Annotated in this window: 15 protein-coding genes and 1 tRNA gene; 7 read left to right on the top strand and 9 right to left on the bottom strand. The window is 60.4% G+C overall.

Annotated elements, in window-relative coordinates:
* Window positions 1–267: 267 nt before the first annotated feature.
* A complete protein-coding gene (locus tag VGY55_10980) occupies window positions 268–690 on the bottom strand; it encodes a VOC family protein (protein HEV2970505.1) in 423 nt (140 codons plus the stop codon).
* 115 nt (window positions 691–805) lie between these two features.
* On the bottom strand, window positions 806–3,358 hold the full coding sequence (locus VGY55_10975; protein HEV2970504.1) for a PQQ-dependent sugar dehydrogenase: 2,553 nt from the start codon (window positions 3,356–3,358) through the stop codon (window positions 806–808).
* Window positions 3,359–3,638: 280 nt separating this feature from the next.
* On the opposite strand from VGY55_10975, the gene VGY55_10970 reads away from it, so the two are divergent.
* Genes VGY55_10970 through VGY55_10960 form a run of 3 tightly spaced genes read left to right on the top strand, consistent with a single transcriptional unit; the run spans window position 3,639 to window position 5,535 of the window.
* Window positions 3,639–4,034, top strand: a complete 396-nt coding sequence (locus VGY55_10970) for a cupin domain-containing protein (GenBank protein HEV2970503.1) — start codon at window positions 3,639–3,641, stop codon at window positions 4,032–4,034.
* A gap of 51 nt (window positions 4,035–4,085) precedes the next feature.
* A complete protein-coding gene (locus tag VGY55_10965; protein ID HEV2970502.1) occupies window positions 4,086–5,084 on the top strand; it encodes an aldo/keto reductase in 999 nt (332 codons plus the stop codon).
* A 58-nt stretch (window positions 5,085–5,142) separates the two neighbouring features.
* Window positions 5,143–5,535, top strand: a complete 393-nt coding sequence (locus VGY55_10960) for a GyrI-like domain-containing protein (protein ID HEV2970501.1) — start codon at window positions 5,143–5,145, stop codon at window positions 5,533–5,535.
* Window positions 5,536–5,626: 91 nt separating this feature from the next.
* Here the strand turns inward: VGY55_10960 and VGY55_10955 are convergent, their stop codons facing one another.
* The 4 genes from VGY55_10955 to VGY55_10940 all read right to left on the bottom strand — a co-directional run bounded on the left by VGY55_10955 (window position 5,627) and on the right by VGY55_10940 (window position 13,219).
* Complete coding sequence (locus VGY55_10955) at window positions 5,627–7,057, bottom strand: carotenoid oxygenase family protein (GenBank protein ID HEV2970500.1); 1,431 nt, start codon at window positions 7,055–7,057, stop codon at window positions 5,627–5,629.
* Window positions 7,012–9,903: an alpha-amylase family glycosyl hydrolase gene (locus VGY55_10950; GenBank protein HEV2970499.1), complete on the bottom strand. Its 2,892-nt coding sequence runs from the start codon at window positions 9,901–9,903 to the stop codon at window positions 7,012–7,014. The genes VGY55_10955 and VGY55_10950 overlap by 46 nt, the downstream gene beginning before the upstream one ends.
* A gap of 414 nt (window positions 9,904–10,317) precedes the next feature.
* Window positions 10,318–11,619, bottom strand: a complete 1,302-nt coding sequence (locus tag VGY55_10945; protein HEV2970498.1) for a PQQ-binding-like beta-propeller repeat protein — start codon at window positions 11,617–11,619, stop codon at window positions 10,318–10,320.
* Between the two features lie 145 nt (window positions 11,620–11,764).
* A complete protein-coding gene (locus tag VGY55_10940) occupies window positions 11,765–13,219 on the bottom strand; it encodes a DUF1598 domain-containing protein (GenBank protein HEV2970497.1) in 1,455 nt (484 codons plus the stop codon).
* 254 nt (window positions 13,220–13,473) lie between these two features.
* Here VGY55_10940 and VGY55_10935 point away from each other — a divergent pair, with 254 nt between their 5' ends.
* Together VGY55_10935 and VGY55_10930 are read left to right on the top strand one after the other, a co-directional pair.
* Window positions 13,474–13,653 carry a Flp family type IVb pilin gene (locus VGY55_10935; GenBank protein HEV2970496.1) on the top strand — a complete coding sequence of 60 codons (180 nt, stop codon included), beginning with the start codon at window positions 13,474–13,476 and terminating at the stop codon, window positions 13,651–13,653.
* Between the two features lie 454 nt (window positions 13,654–14,107).
* Window positions 14,108–15,070: a hypothetical protein gene (locus VGY55_10930; protein HEV2970495.1), complete on the top strand. Its 963-nt coding sequence runs from the start codon at window positions 14,108–14,110 to the stop codon at window positions 15,068–15,070.
* A gap of 331 nt (window positions 15,071–15,401) precedes the next feature.
* Here VGY55_10930 and VGY55_10925 read toward each other — a convergent pair whose 3' ends face one another.
* On the bottom strand, window positions 15,402–17,381 hold the full coding sequence (locus tag VGY55_10925) for a tetratricopeptide repeat protein (protein ID HEV2970494.1): 1,980 nt from the start codon (window positions 17,379–17,381) through the stop codon (window positions 15,402–15,404).
* 146 nt (window positions 17,382–17,527) lie between these two features.
* Here VGY55_10925 and VGY55_10920 point away from each other — a divergent pair.
* A tRNA-Thr gene (locus tag VGY55_10920) sits at window positions 17,528–17,621 on the top strand.
* Here the strand turns inward: VGY55_10920 and VGY55_10915 are convergent.
* Window positions 17,621–17,806: a hypothetical protein gene (locus VGY55_10915; protein ID HEV2970493.1), complete on the bottom strand. Its 186-nt coding sequence runs from the start codon at window positions 17,804–17,806 to the stop codon at window positions 17,621–17,623. The genes VGY55_10920 and VGY55_10915 overlap by 1 nt on opposite strands.
* Window positions 17,807–18,044: 238 nt before the next feature.
* On the opposite strand from VGY55_10915, the gene VGY55_10910 reads away from it, so the two are divergent.
* The gene (locus VGY55_10910; protein HEV2970492.1) at window positions 18,045–18,254 is read left to right on the top strand and encodes a hypothetical protein; all 210 of its coding nucleotides are present in this window, start codon (window positions 18,045–18,047) and stop codon (window positions 18,252–18,254) included.
* On the opposite strand, the gene VGY55_10905 is transcribed toward VGY55_10910, so the two are convergent.
* Window positions 18,255–18,485, bottom strand: a 231-nt coding sequence (locus VGY55_10905; GenBank protein ID HEV2970491.1) for a PLDc N-terminal domain-containing protein, incomplete at its 5' end; no start/stop codon positions are given.

The following is an 18,485-nucleotide window of genomic DNA, read 5'->3' as shown; positions in this document are numbered from 1 at the left end:
GTCGGTCCGCCCGCCCGACGCGTTCAACGGCTAAGCGACAAAAGCGTCGGTGGCATCGACCGATTTGATTTCTCTCAAGGCTCTTGTGCGCGGAGGTCCGATCGACGAATCCGAGATCACGGTCGAATTCACCGACGCGCGCAAGTTGGTCCGCAGTCACTTCGAAGGGAGACATTCTGGTTTTTTAAAATGAGTAGAATGTCCCCCCCGTTCCTCTCCGCACGGCCTCACCGCCGACGCTCTCCCAGAGGAAGATGGGGCAACGGTTCACTTTCGCATCGACGGCGTATGGGTTATGCCCACCAGCAGACCTTCCGGTCCCAATAGCCGCGTGACGACTTGGCCCCAAGGTTCGTTTCGCATCGCAACCAGCAACTCGTAGCCTTGCGACTTCAGCTCTGCGGTGGCCTTCTCGATATGCTCTACATCAAATTCGATCCACGCTTGTGGCACGGGAAGATTGCCAGGCCATTGATCCGTGCGAAAACAGGACTCAGCCGCCTGCGCCAACGGCCACAGCGCAAAATGCTTCACGCCATCCAGCCCGCCCGTATGCAGATAGCCATCGGTATCTTCTTTGAACGGCAGTCCCAATGTCTCGGAATAGAACCTGCGACTTGCAACCGGGTCGCGAACGATCGGGCCAAAACCGGCGACGAATAGCACGTCGATGTTTTGCGGCGTTTTCATAGGCAGATCTCCGTTATCCTTCATTTTAGGCGGCGCGCACGAATAAGCTTTGCAATTCCTGTTCGCCCCTATGCAAAGAGTTCCGATATGGCACCAGGCTCGTCGGTTCCAGGCGTCATATTGATCGGCTACTATGTCGCCGACACGCAGACCAGACCGATCGTGCGACCGCACGACCGCATAGCATGGCGCCGATGCCCAGCAGAGCAAACGTGGAAGGTTCGGGAGCGGGCGATACGTTGCCGTTAGGCGGGAGATTGCCGAGTGACAGCGCTGTCAGATCGGCGGCGCCCGCGGTGCTGCTCAACTCCGGGGTGCCGACGCCGCCCGCTCCGAACGGACTGCCGGTCGTCAACGAATTGGCCAAGATCAGTCCGGCTGGACTCGGTTCGCCGACCATGCTCTCGGAAGTGTCGATCAGGGGATTGCCCGAGGCGTCGCTGGCGTTGATCGTTACACGGCCGGGGTTTCCCCCGGAGCCGCCGATAACCAGCGCGCTTTGAATAATGTGGTTGGCGGTCAAATCGCTCCCCGCATTGACTCGCGTGGCGCCGCTGCCGTCGATCGCCCCGACTATTTGGTTGACGCCGGAAACTACGAGACCTGAGGCCGTGCTATTGTTCACGACATGCACGCGGTTGCCCCCTGCCGCGCCCAAGGCTGAAACGGAGCCGGCCAGTTCGAGCGTGGCGCCTGAGGCGACCGTGGCGGTGACACCGGCTGCGATGGTCGGCGAGCCGGAGTTGATATTGAATACCAGCCTGCCACTCGAGACGGCTATGTCGCCGGAATTCGTATTGGCGCCGGAAAGAATCCAGACGCCGCCGCCACTCTTGGTGACGGCGAGTTTTCCCGCGCCGTTATCGGCCAAGGCGCCGGAAATCGCGTTCGCGCCTGTGTTGCTGCCGCCGAGTGTGAGCGTGGTGACGCCGCTCGTCGGGCCGGGAGCGATTCCCCCGCCGAAGTTCAGCGTTGCGAGACTGCTTGCGGCGCCACTAATGAAGGAATAGGGCCCTTCGAGCACTAGCGGCGCATTGATTGTCTGCTGATTCACCACGGTCGATGTGGTTTGAATCGTGCCTCCCGTGGTCAACAGCAGCGCCGGGCCGGCGACCGTTCCGATGGTCATTGAGTTGACGTTCGCGGTCGTGAAAGCGATGTTCTGAACATTGCGGCCGGCGTCGATTGCCAACGGCGACCTGACCGCGCTCTGAACGAAACTGGCGGTGTCGAGATTTGTCGTGCCGGCGGTGGCGCCGGGCACGACGCCGGTCCAGTTGCCGCTGGCGTTCCAACTCGTGCTGACCGCGCCCGTCCAAATGGAACTGGGAGTAATTTCCAAGACCACGCCAGTGGTTCCCGAGGGGCCCTCATTACTGCCCGCAAGCACGTAAACCTCGCCATTGGCGTCCTCGCCGAAACCCTTGAGCCACCGGCCGAGCGGCGCCGACATCTTGAACTCATTGATCTGGCCCGTGCCGAGATTTGAGTAGAATAGCCGTCCGTTCGCCGAACCTTGGCTTAAGTCTCCAAAGATGTAATCGCCTTCCAATTGGGGAAGCAGCGAGCCGTGGTAGACAAACCCGCCGATGACGGCGCTACCGGCGTTGTGATCGTATTCCAAGATCGGGTCGATCAGGCCGGCAGGCGACCCAGGACTGTTGACGGGATTGTCCGTCCCGGCGTTGGGGCCGGTGCGGTTAAACAAGAACGTGCCTTCCTTGACCGCCCAACCGTAGTTTCCCCCGCTATTGATCTGATTCACCTCTTCGACCTCATTCTGGCCGACATCTCCTTCGATCAGATGGCCCGTGGCCGAGTCGAAGCTGAACCTGTAAGGGTTCCGCAGGCCATAGGCATAAATCTCCTTCGCAGCGCTTGCCGTGTTTACGAACGGATTGCTAGCTGGAATACCGTATTTGCCATTAGCGCTGTTGTTTCCATTGGGATCAAGGCGGAGCATTTTGCCCATGATGACGCTGAGCGATTGAGCATTGCCGGTCGACGCGATGTGCCCGCTGCCGATGTCGTTCGCTGCGCCACCATCGCCGATGGCGAGATAGAGATCGCCGTCCGGCCCAAATGCGATCGTGCCGCCATTATGGTTCGATTCGGGATGGTCCTCGCGAAGCAGGTCGCGCCGAGTGCTGGTATCGACCACAAGCGGATTGGAGGCGCTCACCTTCCATTGGACGAGCACGTTTTGATGGTCGATACCCCCTGTCAGAGTGCCGGCCGCCGGCCCAAAATCCGCTGTCGCAGTTCCGGCCGCCTCGCTCTGATATGTATAGAGTGTGTGGAATCCGCTGCTGGCTGGGTCGTTGAAACCGGGGCTGAATGCGAGTCCGAGCAATCCTCGCTCGTCGTAACCAGATTGAAGCGGCAGGGCATTCTCAATACTCCTGATATCTAACAGCGGAGTGGGCTGAACGACGCCGTTATGGATGACGTTGATTTTGCCCGTCTGATCCACAACGAATAGATCATTCGGATCGCCCGGCGCGAAAGTCGCGTAGACCGGCGACGTCAAACCGCTCTCGATTGACTGAAGTCCGATGCGGACTGATCCGGGTTGAATCGCGTTCGGAAGTAAGTTCTGTTGAGCCTGGGCGGCCGTCTGGCAAAGTATCGCAAAAAAGATCGAGAGCATCCATGAGCCGACTCGCATGAAACACCTCCGTTGAGCGCGATTACGCTCGCGCAGCGCCGACTTGGTGACGAGATGATCTGCGTCAATCACGATCGGCACAAACACCCCGATGTTGCCATCGCTGACGCAATTGGTAAGTTTATGATACGGTCATTGGGCGGCCAACATGATCGTTGGAGATTCGTGAACCGAGCATTGAACCGCCGGTTGAAACGTCGAAAGTGAAATCGAGGGACGTAAGCAAACGGCGCGCCCGGCTCACGCAAATACTCCTGCCAACCATAAACGGAGTGACCATTTGGAGATTAAGCGAAATGGATCGCAGCCTTCCGGCAAGGGACCGGCGGATTACTTCACTGGCACGGTTCGGATTGATCCGCTGTTCGATGCGCCGGCGCCTGGCCGGGTGGGCGGAGCCAGCGTCACGTTCGAGCCGGGCGCCCGCACCGCGTGGCACACGCATCCTCTCGGTCAGACCTTGATCGTGACCGCAGGCTGTGGCTGGGCGCGGCGCTGGGGCGGGCCGGTCGAGGAAATCCGGCCCGGCGACGTGATCTGGTTTCCTCCGGGTGAAAAGCATTGGCACGGCGCAACCCCGACGACGGCGATGACGCACATCACGATTGTGGAAAAGGCCGACGGCAAGACCGCCGACTGGATGGAACTGGTTACCGACGAACAATACCTGGGCTGATCGAGGAGCAAGACAGGCCGGACCTTTTTAACACAATTGCAGGAGGTAACAATGCAGAAACGCAAACTTGGAAAAAGTAATCTGGAAGTGTCCGCCCTCGGCCTCGGCTGCATGGGCATGAGCTTTTCCTACGGACCGCCCAAAGACAAGCCGGAGATGACCGCACTTCTGCGGGCAGCCGTGGACCGCGGGATCACGTTCTTCGACACCGCCGAGGTTTACGGCCCGTTCATCAACGAAGAACTCGTGGGAGAAGCTCTCGCTCCTTTGCGCAAGAAAGTGGTGATCGCCACCAAGTTCGGGTTCGACCTGAGTGGCAGCGATAAGCGCCCGGGCGCGGCGGGCTTGAATAGTCGCCCTGAGCAGATCAAGCAGGCAGCCGAGGGCTCGCTCAAGCGGCTGAAAGTCGAGACAATCGACCTCCTCTACCAGCACCGTGTTGACCCAAACGTGCCCATCGAAGACGTGGCCGGAGCCGTGAAGGAATTGATTGAGGAGGGTAAGGTCAAGCACTTCGGTCTTTCCGAAGCAGGCGTGCAGACGATCCGTCGGGCACACGCCGTCCAGCCGATCACCGCGCTTCAGAGCGAATACTCGCTGTGGACGAGAACCCCTGAAAAGGAAGTGATCCCAACGCTAGAGGAACTCGGAATCGGCTTCGTGCCGTACAGCCCTCTCGGCAAAGGCTTCCTCACGGGCGCGATGAATGAGCACACAAAGCTCGATAGCACCGACTTCCGCAGCACGCTCCCGCGTTTTACGCCGGAGGCGATGAAGGCAAATCAGGCCCTGATCGATCTACTCGGCGGCATCGCAAAACGGAAGAACGCGACTGCAGCTCAGATCGCACTCGCGTGGCTCCTGGCCCAGAAGCCGTGGATCGTTCCAATCCCAGGTACCACGAAACTGCATCGCTTGGAGGAGAACATGGGAGCAGTTGCAATCCAACTTACACGCGAGGATCTTCGTGACATCGATTTGGCCGCGTCCAAGATCACGGTGCAGGGTGCTCGGTATCCCGAAAAGCTGGAGCAAATGACGGGTCGCTGAGAAGCGAAACGCGTTTCCTTGTTCTCTCGCAACTTATCATGCGGCTAAGGGCATTGGTATGGAATACAACATCCGACTCGAACAACTCATCAGTCGTCCGCTGGCGGTTGTGCGCCGTCGCGCGGGATTATGGGAACTCTCCAAGGTCGTTCCCGAGGCCTGTGGAACCGTGTGGAATATCCTCCGCGCGCAAAAGATCACAGGGGCTGGTCGGCATGTCGCGGTCTACTTGGACGATAAGATCAACCTTGAAGTGGGCGTTGAGTTAGATTCCCCGTTCGCCGGATGCGGCGAGGTTGTCGCCTCAGCCACGCCGCCCGGCACCGTTGCCACAACGCCCCATTACGGGCCTTGCGGCATGCTCCACGAAGCGCATGAGGCGATTCGTCTGTGGTGCGGGAAAAATGGGCATACGTTGGCCGGCCCCAATTGGGAGATTTACGGACACTAGAAAGACGAATGCAATAGCGACCCCACAAAAATCTCCACTGATATCTACGATCTGCTTGTCGCGGGCAAGAGTTCGGCCGCCTAACCAAATCCTAAGCGGGGACAAAGTTGCCGTGGAAACCGGGCGGCACGCGGCGGGGCACCTTCAGCACGGCGGCGGGTTCGCCCGCGATGTCTTGAGCGTTGAGGATCAGGAGTTCGCCGGTGTTCGTCGCCGCGCGATGAACCAGGGCGATAATGTAGCCATCGCCTTCCGGCGCCGAGGCCGAACGCGGCACGAAGACCGGCTCGCCCGCCACGTCGCCCGGGTCGAGCACTCGCACGGCGCGCTGGCCGGTTTTGAGATCGAGGTGGACGATGGCGTTGTGCATCAGCCTTATCAAATCCGAGGAGTGAAGCGGATCCTTGCTGCCGACGCTCGCCATATACCAGCCGTGGCGATAGGGCAAGCCGGCGCGGCGGTCATCGAAGCGCGGCATCTCCGAATTGAGATCGTCGATCGGCTCGCGCTGCGCCCGATTGGTGTTGCCGGCAAGGTCGATCGTCCAGCGCGTTAGCCGGGCTTCGGTGGGCCGGCTGGGCGAACCGTCGGCGTTGGGAAAGACCGGCGGGTGGTGAAATTCCGTCAGTTCGCAATGGATTTTCTTGCCGTCCTCCCAGGCGTTCATCGAGTGGAGAAAGAACTTGGGCTCGATTTCGAACCAGCGGATCGAATCGACATTTGCATTGCGTTTCATCACCCCGATGAAGCCCCCTTTCTCGGGCTCCCAGGCCATCGGCGGCAGTCCCTTCATCGCGCGCTCGAGATCGCCGGCGAGAGGCATGACCGGAAACATCACGTAGTTCCGCGTCACCATGAAGTCGTGGATCATCGACGCATAGGGTGCGGCGAAACGGTCGCGGCGAGTCACCTTTCCGGTTTTGTCAGTGACGCCATAGTCGACCAGGTTGCTGAACGGCTGCGGACCAGCGAAATAGGCGAACCACACCATCTCGCCGGTCTCGGGGTCGATCTTCGGGTGCGCGGTGCGCTTGCCGCCCGTGTTCAGAAACGCGCCGCGCTCAAGGCCTTCCGGATCGAGTTCGAACGGCTCGCTGTGCTCCTGCAGGGCCATCAGCTTGCCGGCATGGTGGACGACGTGGATGTTCGCCGTGCTCCGATCGACGTTGGCGACGGAAGGATCACTCGGGTCGCCCATGTAGCCGAATAGTTGGCGTCCCGCCTTGTTCTCCGCCTGCCATCTCGGCGTGCGAACCCAGCGGTTGCGATAGCGGGCACGGCCCCCATGGGCGCGGCCTCCATCTTTGTTCGGCTCGAGGAAGAAGCCGTGGATCATGCCGTCGCCGAAGATCGCGAGGTAATTGCCCTGCGGATCGAACTGCGGATTGGGTCCGTTGCGGTAATAGGCGCCGGCCAGCGCGTCCGGGATGCGGCCCACGACCTTCAGCTCGAAGTCGTCCTCGCTGCGCACCGGCGCTATCGCGCCGGAAAGGTGGGGCTGGATGGTCTGGGTATCGGCCACGGCGTCCTCCTCCGAAGCAATACTTTGACGGCCATTCCCGCGACGCCGAGCCCGAGCAGCACAAACGTGGAGGGCTCGGGCACCGAAGCGGCAAACGCGTCGAAAGCGGCCAGCGTCGCGGCGTCCGCGCCCCCATGGGCCAACGCCTGGCCGAACGGCGTCACATCGAGTTTGTTGATCAGCCCATCGCCGTTCATATCGGCCGCCGGATCGAACTGGGTATTGCCGCTTCGGTACAGCGATTCGAAAGCCAACAGGTCGGCCATATTGTAATGGCCGTCGTGATTGATGTCGCCCAAGCCGGCGCCGAAAATGGTCGACGTGTAAAGGCCTGGGAACCTCTGGACATTGTAATTACCGTCGACCTTGTAGGTGACGACGGTTGCCACGTGGTTGCCATTGACCAGGCCGGAGGCGTTGGCGGTCCAGAGATTGGTGTCGATCTGGTTGCCCTGGTTCGCGTTGCCGATCATGGCCAGAACCTGACTGTCGGTCAGGGCCGCCGGCAAATCAAACAACACATGGACGTTGTTCGCAAGATTGTCGACGTTCTGAACGACAAGCTGCCGGTTCTCGTTCACACCGGCCACCAGCGGATTGAAGCTGTTGACCTGCGAGACGGGCTTGTGGCGATCGAGGTAAATGGTTTCCCGGAAATCGCTATACACCGGCGGACCGCCGTCGCTGCGGTGGCGGAAGGCAATCACCTCCACGTAATGATAACCGTCCGAGATGTTGGATAGGTCGATGGTCTGCGCATACGTGCCGTTGCCGTTCGCGGCGAACCAGCCGGGACTGTGGACCGTGGTGAAATTCTCGAAACCATATTCCACGGTGTTGGGTGTGGTGTTATCGACTACGCCGTTGCCATTCAGGTCGATGCCGCCGTCGAGCTTGATCAGCGCGTTGTCGCCGTCGGCCGGCTTATCGCGATAAATACCGAGCAGATTGACGGGAGTCGTGTTGAGCGTCACCGTCGTGCTATTGCTCTTGATGACGCTGATGTTCGAGAGCAACGTCGTGCCGTACGTGGAGGCGGTGGGCGTGCCGCCGGGCAACGTCTGGGAGACGTTCGACACGGAGAGCGTGCCTTGCGGGGTCGCCAGTCCATAGACCAGATAGCCGTCGCCGGTGAACGCGGAACTTCCATTGAGTTCGAACGTCGAGTTGCGGAGGAAACGGGCGTTGACCGATGCGCCGGTGGGACTGCTCGAATCGGCGTTGACGATGAGCAACTGCGGAATGTCGCCGTGAGGGTCGGCGATCGGGCTGTGGGCGTTGCCCGTCAGTTCGATCAGCGGCGTGCCGGGAGCGAACTTCACGTCGATCGTGCGGCTGTCAAAACCCGGCTCCAAGACGTTGCTTAACATGACCAAAGCCGAGCCCACGCGCTCGAAAGCGAAGTTGTTCTGCTCGAGCCAATCCTGTCGGTAGTCGCCCCGGCCATATTCGTTGCGCAATTGGACCAAGGCCGGGATCGCATTGCCGTAGTAGCCTCCCAGGGCATCGCCGCGGCCCCCCTGAGGAAACGAGCGATTGGGACCAAACTGTTGGCCGTTAAAGTATACGACGGTGTTGCCCGGCATCATCAGCGTATAGGCATACGCGATATTGCTCAGGAACGGCGCGCCGTTGTCTTGGTTCTGCACGAACGTCACCCCCTGGCTGCCGTTGTGTAGGCCGTCGTCGTATACGTCGATCCCCGCATTGACGACGTTGGTCCAACTGTTCTGTGCGGTCGTGCCCGACAGGTTCTGCTGCATCGCGAAGTAGAGGTTGAAATCGAGCGCGTCGCGATTGCCGCCAATCTGGCCGGGATTGCTCGGATTGATGGTATGGCTGGTGACCGATTGCAATGCGGCGAGGTTGCTGTCGAAGTACTCGCCGAAGCCATAGATCGGTTCTTGCTGGCCGTTGAGCAACGTGCGAAACGACGAGCGATAGACGGCCCGGTCATAATAATTCAGCACCCAGGTGGGCATGTTCTTTTCGGCGTCGATGCGAAAGCCGTCGACCCCGATGGCTTGCACGAGCCACTGGGCGTTCCGCATCAAGTAGCCCAGCGCGTTTTCCGGCACGGGCGTGCCGGCCATCGGATTGGCAAGGTTGAACGGATAAATCTTGATGTTTTGCTCGCCCGTGTTCGGATCGTAGACGCTGATCGGCTGCAGGCTCGTGTCGGGATAGTATTGGGCGTTGGAGGCCGTGGGAACGTTGGCCAGGCGGTCGTGATACGCCGGCCCGACCGGACCAGGGATGTTCTGCGGGTTGCCGGGGGTTGTTGGATTGCGGATGAACTGGTTGTTGCTCTCTTGAGCGATATCGACCAACCCCGACAGCCGCTCGTTCTGGTCGCCTGTGGCAAAGGCGCTATGGTAGTCGCCGTCGACCGCGTTGTAGCCCAACGTGTTGTAGCCCGGGGCGTTGGGGTTGCCGGTTTGAAGAGTGAGCGCGAAGCCGGGATAGCCTCCCGCAGCGGCGAAGGCGCCGCCCGCGGTGCTGGTGTCTGAAAAGCCCGAGTGGTTCCAGACCAGGTCGACGAACATGTTCATGCCGGCCGTGTGCGTCTGCTGGGTCAGCGAGATCAGGCCCGTTTGCGTGCCGTACAGCGTTGGGGCGCCAGGGCTTCCGAGGTCGAACCGGTTGTACGCATCGTAGCCGACCGACTGATTGCCCGAATCGGCCCGGCCCGGCGGCGGCACGTAGATGGCGCCATAACCCGAGGCGAAGACATCGGGCATCCGCGTCTGGATCGTGGACCAAGTGTTCTCGAAGTCTTGGAAAATCACCGGCGCCGAAACGTCGTATTGGGCGTGGGCCGTCGCGGCAAGCAGTTGGCAGGCCAACAGACCAATCGTGCAGAGGACGAGAGCGAGGCGACGACTGCCCAACAACCCCCGCCGGAACCTGGGGCTCGCGGCTAACATACGACTTTCATCGGTGAAACGAGTCCGCTAATCAAGTCACATTATCGCTATCGTCGTGCTGCGACGCAAGAACTTTTCCACGTCTCCCTTTTATTTGTTCCATTTCGATCTCTCTTACGAAGTTGATGGGGCTGACGTCGCTTTGAATCTGGCCAAGAGCTTTCGGCCTCGAAAAGTCAACGGGCGTTGAAATCTCCCTAGAGAACGATCGCCGAATTCCAAGCTTGAATCAACGGCCGGTCTTGCGAAGCGCGATCGAAGGTATCCTCCTATTTGTTCGAAGGGCCAGTCTCGGAGAATACTTCGTCGCTCATCCAGGAAATCTCCGTCAATCTACTTTCCCGCTCCGGCATCCTTCACGTCGTAGCACCAAACAGTTCCCATGTCGCGCAGATAGAGTCTTCCGTTGGCCACGACGGGGTAGGCCCAGGCCTTGGAGCCGCCATGGTCCGGTGGCTCCGACGGAGTGAAACGCCCCTTTTCGTGATAGTCGTCGGGCTTAGCCTCGACGAGCGCCGCGTCGCCATTCTCGCCATGCAAGTACAGCAAGCCGTCGGCAAAGAAGACGGCCCCCGCCCCGATGCTGCGGTCCGACCATTTGATGTCTCCGGTGTTGAAATCGACGCACATCAGCGTCTTGCCGTTCGTGCCATAGAGATAGTCTCCGATCTTTACGCTGCCGCCGATGCTCGTGGGCAACTTGGGCGAGAAATAGACCTCGTTGGCCGTGAAGGCGCCGTCGCTCTCCTTGACCTTGACCAGCCCGCCGCCGCTCTGCCCCGCGGCGCTGTAAACGTAGCCTTCGCTCGCCAGCGGCGTCGGAATGTTGGCCATGCTTCCCTTGGCTGTTTTGTTGTAGTGCCAAAGCAGCTTGCCCGAATTCGAGTCGAGGCCCACGAGTTGCTTCTGCAAGAATTGAACATACTGTTTGACGTTGTCGATATGAGCGACGACGACCGATGAATAGGCCGCTTCGTCTCCCCCTGGCACAGCGCAATTCCAAATCACGTCGCCCGTTTTCTTGTTCACGGCGACGATCGTGGCCTCCACGCCACCGGGCGTGCAGACCAGCACATCGCCATCCACCAGTGGCGATTCGGAATAGGCCCAATTGCCAGGACGGCCGCCGAAATCCGTGCGAAGGTTCTTCTGCCAGACTTTGCTACCGGTGGCTGTCTGCAGACAAACCAAATCGCCGTCGGAACTCAGGGCAAACAGCAGGTCGCCATCGACGGTCGGCGTCGAGCGTGCGCCGGGATAGTTGGGTTGTTGCTTGGGATTGCCGACTTTGCCGAGACCCGTTGTCCACACCTTGCTGCCGTCCTTCACTTCGAGCGCTGCGACGAACTCGTTATCCATTCCTTCGTTGCCGAGGAGATAAATGCGGTCGTTGACTACGGAAGGCGTCGAATACCCCGACCCGACATCCTTGACCTGCCAAATCAGTTTGGGCCCATCCTTCGGCCATTTCTTCAGCAGGCCCGTTTCATGCGAAATGCCGTCGCGCTGGGGCCCACGCCATTGCGGCCAATCCGCGGCGAAGAGAGGATGCGAACCATTCGCAGCGAAGAGACAACTCGCTCCGATCGCCGCAAACCAAATAAAGAAATGTTGAACTGGGCTGGTGAGTCTCATAATCAGAATCCTATAGATTGGCGTTGTCGTGGTTTGCCACCGTCACGACCGAAGGAAAACGGGATCATTCTACAAACGACTACGACGAGCGGCCAGCGTTCCAAGACAAAACGTCTTGCGGAAAAGGCGCCAATCTCATTGAGTGCTAATCCCACCACCAGACATCCGCCGGCGCGCGAGCGAGCGAATTGCGGCGGCGGCCGAGGTCGCCATCGGCATCCTTGGTGATGCGCTTGGGGTCAAGGGCCTCATCGGGGACGAGCGAGACTCCGCCGCCGGCGGGAGACAACAGGCGGTTGCCTTTCCAGACGGCGTTGACGACGCATTGGACTTTTCTCGGCGTGGGGAGCGTCGAACCGGGGAGTGAGCTTTCGTCGAGGAGAAACGGGGCTTGCCAGCCGGATTGGGTATAAAAGTCTTGTTGCCGGATGAAGGCGGCGAGGATGGCGAGGTCGAATAGGTTGCGCATCTGGGCATAGACCGGCGCCTGGCGGCTGATCTCGACAAATTTCTTTGTAAACGCCTGTGCGAACAGTTCACTCGCTTTGTTCGGTTGGCCGCTGCCGTCGAGCAACGAGCCGTCTGGGCCGATGACCTTATCCTCGGTCTGCAACTGCACCCCTTGGCCGAGCAACTCCATCGCCAAGCGATCGTCGGTCACCTTGACGCAATCGTAGTTCGGCGTGAACCACCAGCGCTGAAGCCCGTTTCGCGGAGGCGCCGTGAGCGCGGAAAGGAACGTCGTCATCTTCACCGGCGGCTCTTCCAGGCCGATGCCGATCAGCTTCATTCGATAGTCGGCCTCGAGCAGCACCTGGGCGAAATGCGAATTGGCCGGCACGCCGAAGACCCGCACGTCGGCCATGCCAAGCGCCTTCTGCTGCCCCTTTGCCAGGCGGGCGGCAAGTTCATCGCGATCGGATTGTGCGATCGAGCGCGGCACCGTCTTCTGAAGCTCCATCAGCTTGCTGAGGCTCTCCGGATTGGGATCAATGCTGCAACCGAGAAAGACATGCCGGTGGCCGCCCGGCCGAAACGTCCGGAGGGCCACCGCCAAATCGGCGAGTTCGAGGACAGGTTTTCCAGTTGAGATTCCCACGACGCGGCCGCTTGGATCGGCGACCCAGCCCTCCGCTGGTCCCGCGATCACAATGTCCTTTTGGGCTGGAAAGCAGAATACGTATTTGAGCCGCTGCAAGCCGGCCAAGTGCAGCATTGCGTCGTCGGGCGGCTGGCCGTGGCGCATCTGCTTGCCCAGCGCTCGGTCGAGAGCAACGAGCGATACCTTCCGGAGCTTCGCCGGAGCGAGCAGATTGCCGGGCAACAGCGACTTGGCCGCCGCCAGCCGTTCCGCGCGAAGTTTGCCGTCCGAATCTTCGAATCGCTTGATGCTGAGTACGCCGTCAGCATCCACGGCGACGCCAAACGTCGGCAGTTGCACCGTCGTCGCGCCTGAAGAATCGTCAGCCCGCGCCGCCGGATTCGACAGCCAGCTCGATCCGCAAATCATCGAGGCGGCCACGAGCAGCGACCACAGGCTGCACTGAAATGAGCGGCGTTTGTGTTTGGGCGGATCAGCTTCGGGCGGCTCGCTTTGCATATTCAAATTATCCCCGTCCACGGGCGGCCGGGGCAAGCGATTCCGGCCCCGGCCCGTCCGCGTGATCGCCGGCTGACGCGAACGATAATGAAGGCGAAAAAACGCTCATTCCGTCAAAAACCCCGCCGTAAGACGAGAAATCGGCCTGTGGTTTTTCCTTGATCGGCCGAAGTTTAATTGGAATCGCGCCCGTTAATCGTCATTCTCCGCCCGGTCGGCGCGACCGCGCGAGTGATTTTGAGGTAGAATTTTTCATGCACAGCCTCCGCCGAATACTGTTCAACTTCTGGCGTGCCGAAAACGGTCCGACGGCCGTCGAGTACGCCGTCATGATGGCCCTCGTCGTGGCCGTCTGCCTCTCGGCGATCAGCATCGTTGGCTCAAAGGCAAAAACGACGTTTAACAACGTCGCGAATTCGATCGCCGGAAGTTGATCTGATCGCAGTCGCCCACGACACGGTGCCCGCGCCGTGGCGTAGGATTTGCCCGTCGTGCGTTCCGATGGTCGGCTTGGTCTATCGGTCCCGGCGGCAGTTGCCAATCACTCCACTCGGCCGCAGGCGGGCGACTGGATTCTCAACTCCCACGGTTGATGCGGATGGACGCGGGCGGCTGGATTCTGTGGTGGATCGTGTCCGCGTGGCCATCGCTCTCGGAACCCGTTCGCCGCTCGATGCTCGCCTGATCGGCTGAGCACCGGCAATCCACCGGCCACGGCAACCGCTAGCGCTGCCAGCACTCTTCGCATCAACCGTAACCAGAAGAGTACACAACGCGACTATGCTCGCCTTGGCCGATTTTTTGGAAATCTGCGCGCGCTTCGCGAGGTGCAATCCGTTATTACTATATGCTTGACTCTTTTACTGTCGTCTAAGTTGAGGTTCCGCCATGCGAAAGCTGAGAACACGAAGAGGTATCTTTGAGACGCTCGAATCCCGTAAGTTGTTGTCCCATTCGGATGGCTTTGGGCCGCGCATCCCGCCGCTTCCCACGCCTGCGACCGCGCTCGATCAGGCCGCCTTCGCCCTAGTCACCGCGGACTTGGCCACCGTCCAGACGGACAAGACCGCCCTCCACGACGCCTCCGAGTCCGTTGAGGCTGCGGTGCAGGCCGCTCTTACCACTGCGCCGGTAATGGCTGCCCAGTCGGCTCTCACGGCTGCGATCGCCACGGCCCAACCTCTGATCCAAGCCGATCGTGCCGCCATCCAGGCGGACAAGACCGCAGTCCACAACGCCTCCGAGTCCGTTGAGACTGCGGTGCAGGCCGCCCTTACCACCGCGCCGGTAATGACTGCCCAGGCGGCTCTCACGGCTGCGATCGCCACGGCCCAACCTCTGATCCAAGCCGATCGTGCCGCCATCCACGCCGTGTATCAGAAGGACGAGCCGGCGGTGGATGCCGCGGAACATCAGTTGCGGGAAGACACCCGCAATGGAGCGGCCGCCTCCGTGATTGCAGCCGATCAAGCCGCCGTGACGGCGGCCCAGTCCACGCTTTCTACCGACTTGGTCGCTCCCAAAGCCCAGTTAGCGACGGACGAAGCGCCGGTCGAAACAGCCGAGGCGGCCCTGCAAGCCGCCATCAATGCCGACCCTGGCGTTGTCGCGGCCAAGGCGACGCTTGCGGCCGATCAGGCCGCCCTAACTGCGGCCAAGGCCCAGTTGGTGACCGACGAGGCGCCGGTCGAAACAGCCGAGGCGGCCGTGCGAGCCGCCATCAATGCCGACCCTGGCGTTGTCGCGGCACGGGCGGCCCTTGCGAACGATCAGACCGCCCTGACCGTGGCACAAACCCAGTTCCAAACGGATCTGGCCGCATACGTCGCCGACCTGAAGGCCGGAATCTGATCGCCAGTAACGTTATCGAAACACGAGGGCCCCGAGACTCTGCGGCCGCCCGCATCGTGTCTTCGTCGTGCTCGACCGTAACGTTATCGAAACACGAGGGCCCCGAGACTCTGGGGGCCCTCCTCTTTTGCGCCGGTGCGGTGTGATTCTTCCGCCTCGCGTTCATTGAACTTGGATCAGACTGAGTTAACAGTTGGTTTTTCAGCCTGAAATGTCCGCGGCGGCGACCGGTTCCTGACGCGTTTTCCGCCTCCCCAGGGTCAATCACGCAAAAACTGAGGCCGCGAACGAAGGTCCTATTCGCACTCAAGAATTCGAAATCAGTTGCACCTCACCGGGTCTGCGACCGATACAGGTCCCGGAAATTCGTCCGCAGTTGCGGGGTGGTCGCCAGCGACGCAGCAAGGTCGGCTTCCCGGCCGCCTCCCGTCGGATCGCCTCGACGGTACCGGCAGATTCCGAGTAGAAGGTGCGCCCGCGGGTGCAGCGGATGGATTGCGAGCGCCGCGCGGCAATCGGCCTCGGCGCGGACCCAATCCTGCTGGAGCAGAAAGACCCAGGCGCGGATAAGGAATGCCTCAACCGACGTCGGACTCATGCGTACGGTTTCATTTGCGGCGGCCAGGGCTATATCCAGCTTGCCCGCTGCTGCCGCCGCCGCCGCCAATTTGCCCTGGGCTTCATCCGATTCCGGAGCCAGTGCGGCAGCGGTGGTCGCGGAGTCCAATCGACTTCTGACGTCGTTGAGCGTCTCTTGAGCCCGGGATAGCGCCATCCAGGCAGGAGTGTCTCCCCGCCACGTTGAGACCGACGCGGTCAGACGGCTGGCGGACATCGAGGCGATGACCTGCCGGATCTCGGTTTCTTCTGCCGGAATGTGCGAGATGGCCCGGGCCATGGCGATGCCAAGATCGCGCTCTTGTTCGGCCACGGTCGGTACGTGCGGTCCAATCGGAAAAGCGACGATCGGGATCGCACCGGGTAAGAGTCCCCGATGCTTGGACTGCACGTCGGGTTTCCGCGGAATTTGGTGGTCGGTAATGCTTGTGTGGGCGACGTTCGAACTCGTCAGTCGAGGCATGTGACACTTGATGCAACTATCCGCGTTCGCATGACGGATTGCGATTTTTTCCGAACACTCCTTGGCGCTTTGCCCGTGGCACGCCAAGCATCGACTGGCGTAGAAATTCTCCTTCTTCGCGGCAGTCGGCATCGCGTGCGGGTCGTGACAAGAAGTGCAGCCGAGGGCGCCCCGGCTCTCAGTGAAACACCGGCTCTGCTGCATCTGTTCGAACTGGCCGACCGACTTGTGCAGATCGGCCAATTCGGGGCGCCATACAAACGTCGTGAGATACATCTCAAGTGGCAGCCCCGGTCGATATTCGCTGAGTTCTCGCCCCCGCCGGGCGATCCGTTCCTCGCCCTGCAAGTGGCACTGCGCACAGATGCCGGCACGGAGTTCTGACGACAGATGCTTCGGGTTCACGATCGACGTGTCGATTCGATCGGGGGGCGGGCCCAGGCCGCGCTCGTCGACGTGCAATTCGCCGGGACCGTGACATCTTTCGCAGCCGATTGAAGCTTGGCCAACCGGAAACGGCTCGCGGTACCGGTTCAATGATGCCGCGATTGGCTCCACTTGATTCATGTGACAGAACAGACAGTCCGAACGGATCTCGCGCCGACCGCCATTTCCCAGGTCGAACCCTGGGGATAAATCCCACCGCGCTTCGGGGCCAAACCAGCTAATCGGAGTTTGCCAGACCGCGCCCTTCTCGATGCAGAGGTACGACCGACCGCGGGTTCCGGACCCGATCGCCAAATCAGCAGTCGTTACATAATCGGGTAGATAGTTTCCATCCGGATCCTTGACGCGGAGCCGGTGCAGCATTTTTCCGCCCGACCATTCGACCGCCAGTTTATATGGGCCAACTGTGAAGGGATTGTGGGCGGTCGCGTCGAATCGCTCGACGGGCTGCGATTTGCCAATGAATTCGGCTGAGCGCCCCATCGGGTGAGCGTGAAAGGTCTTGTCAATCTCGTCGTGACAACTCGCGCATTTCGCGTCGCCAACGTACCGGACGTCCGGCTTCACGTTGCGAAACGGAGTGGGGAAAGTAAGCCTCGGGTCCGGCGGCGGCAAATATGCGATTGGCTCTGGCGAATTGGGTGGCATAGCTTGCAGATCATCGTGAAAAAAGATGTACCAACCGATGACGCCGACAACGGCAAGCGCCGCCGCGATCAGTACCCGCTGATAAATGGGGCGCGGCGGCGAGAGTTCTGCCCACTCAAACTCCTGTTGTTCCATAAACAATTTCCTGCTCACGCCTTGCGTCAAAGTCGACAAAATGTCGAGTTGGCCACACGAACCTCCATAGACCGCAACTGTCAACCTCAGCGTTATGAAAACCTGGCCACCACGCACCGAATCTTCGCGGTCATTCTCCATCCTCCCGGAGAGTGGCCCGCGTCTTGGCGGCGCAGGCGTCTTGTAAACGTCCGCAGGGATCGGCTGCGCGCCGATGGGTTCGATTCCCCTTCTCTCCGCTAGTCCCGCTTGGACTCGCGTTTGGCGGCTTTGTTGAGCCGCTCCCTGACCCACTCCGACAACGGAACGCCAGCCCGTTCGGCAGCTTGCCGGTAGGCTTCGCGCTCCGCGTCGGCCGTGCGGATCGTCAGGAACTTGCTGGGCGCACCGTCCGCGTCGAGTTTTGGTCTGCCGCGATTTCCCATGCCGGAATTGTACTAACAAAATTCTTTTATGCAAGCCGAAAACTTACTTGACCGCCGGAATAATGTTGGTACAATAATCGTAATGAAACAAGCCCTGGAAGGACGGCAATCCAACCGGGGCGCGATCAAAACCAGGCTTTCGCCCAATTCGGACCAGACAAACGAATTGTAGCGAGAGCCGCAAGAGAAAGCGACTCCGCGATGATAGCCTGTGGACACCCGGAGAAAATGAAGTGTTGTGGGCCGGCTAGAATTCCCCAATCCTCACGCCTCAGACGCGCATCACTTCGCGGCCGGCGGTTATCCGCCAGTCGTGCAAATCTCGACAGACGGCTTTCCGGGCTATCCTGAGGCCGTCGATCTAGCATTCGGTCCCTACGCTCGCTACGGCGTCATAATCAAGGATTTTCAATCGGTTCGCAGGCTCACGCCGATGGCGCGCGGCTGACTACGGCACGCCCGTTCGCTGCCGCCCGATCACGAAGTAAATCACGGCGCCCAGCAGATGGAGAAATAAAACGACCAGAACCCAAACGATTTTCTCCGTGCCTTGCAATCTCGGATTCATCAGGCAGTCAATCAGCATCCACAGCCAAAAGATGGACGCCAGGATTGCGAATAGGATCGCAACGGCTCCTGCGCCCTCCAAGAAAAACATTGCGAGTAAGGCAGTCATATC

It is taken from the genome of Pirellulales bacterium (assembly GCA_035939775.1).
Taxonomy (GTDB): Bacteria; Planctomycetota; Planctomycetia; order Pirellulales; family DATAWG01; genus DASZFO01.
Note: the sequence above shows the minus strand (reverse complement) of the source record. Positions and strands in the feature narration are given on the sequence as shown.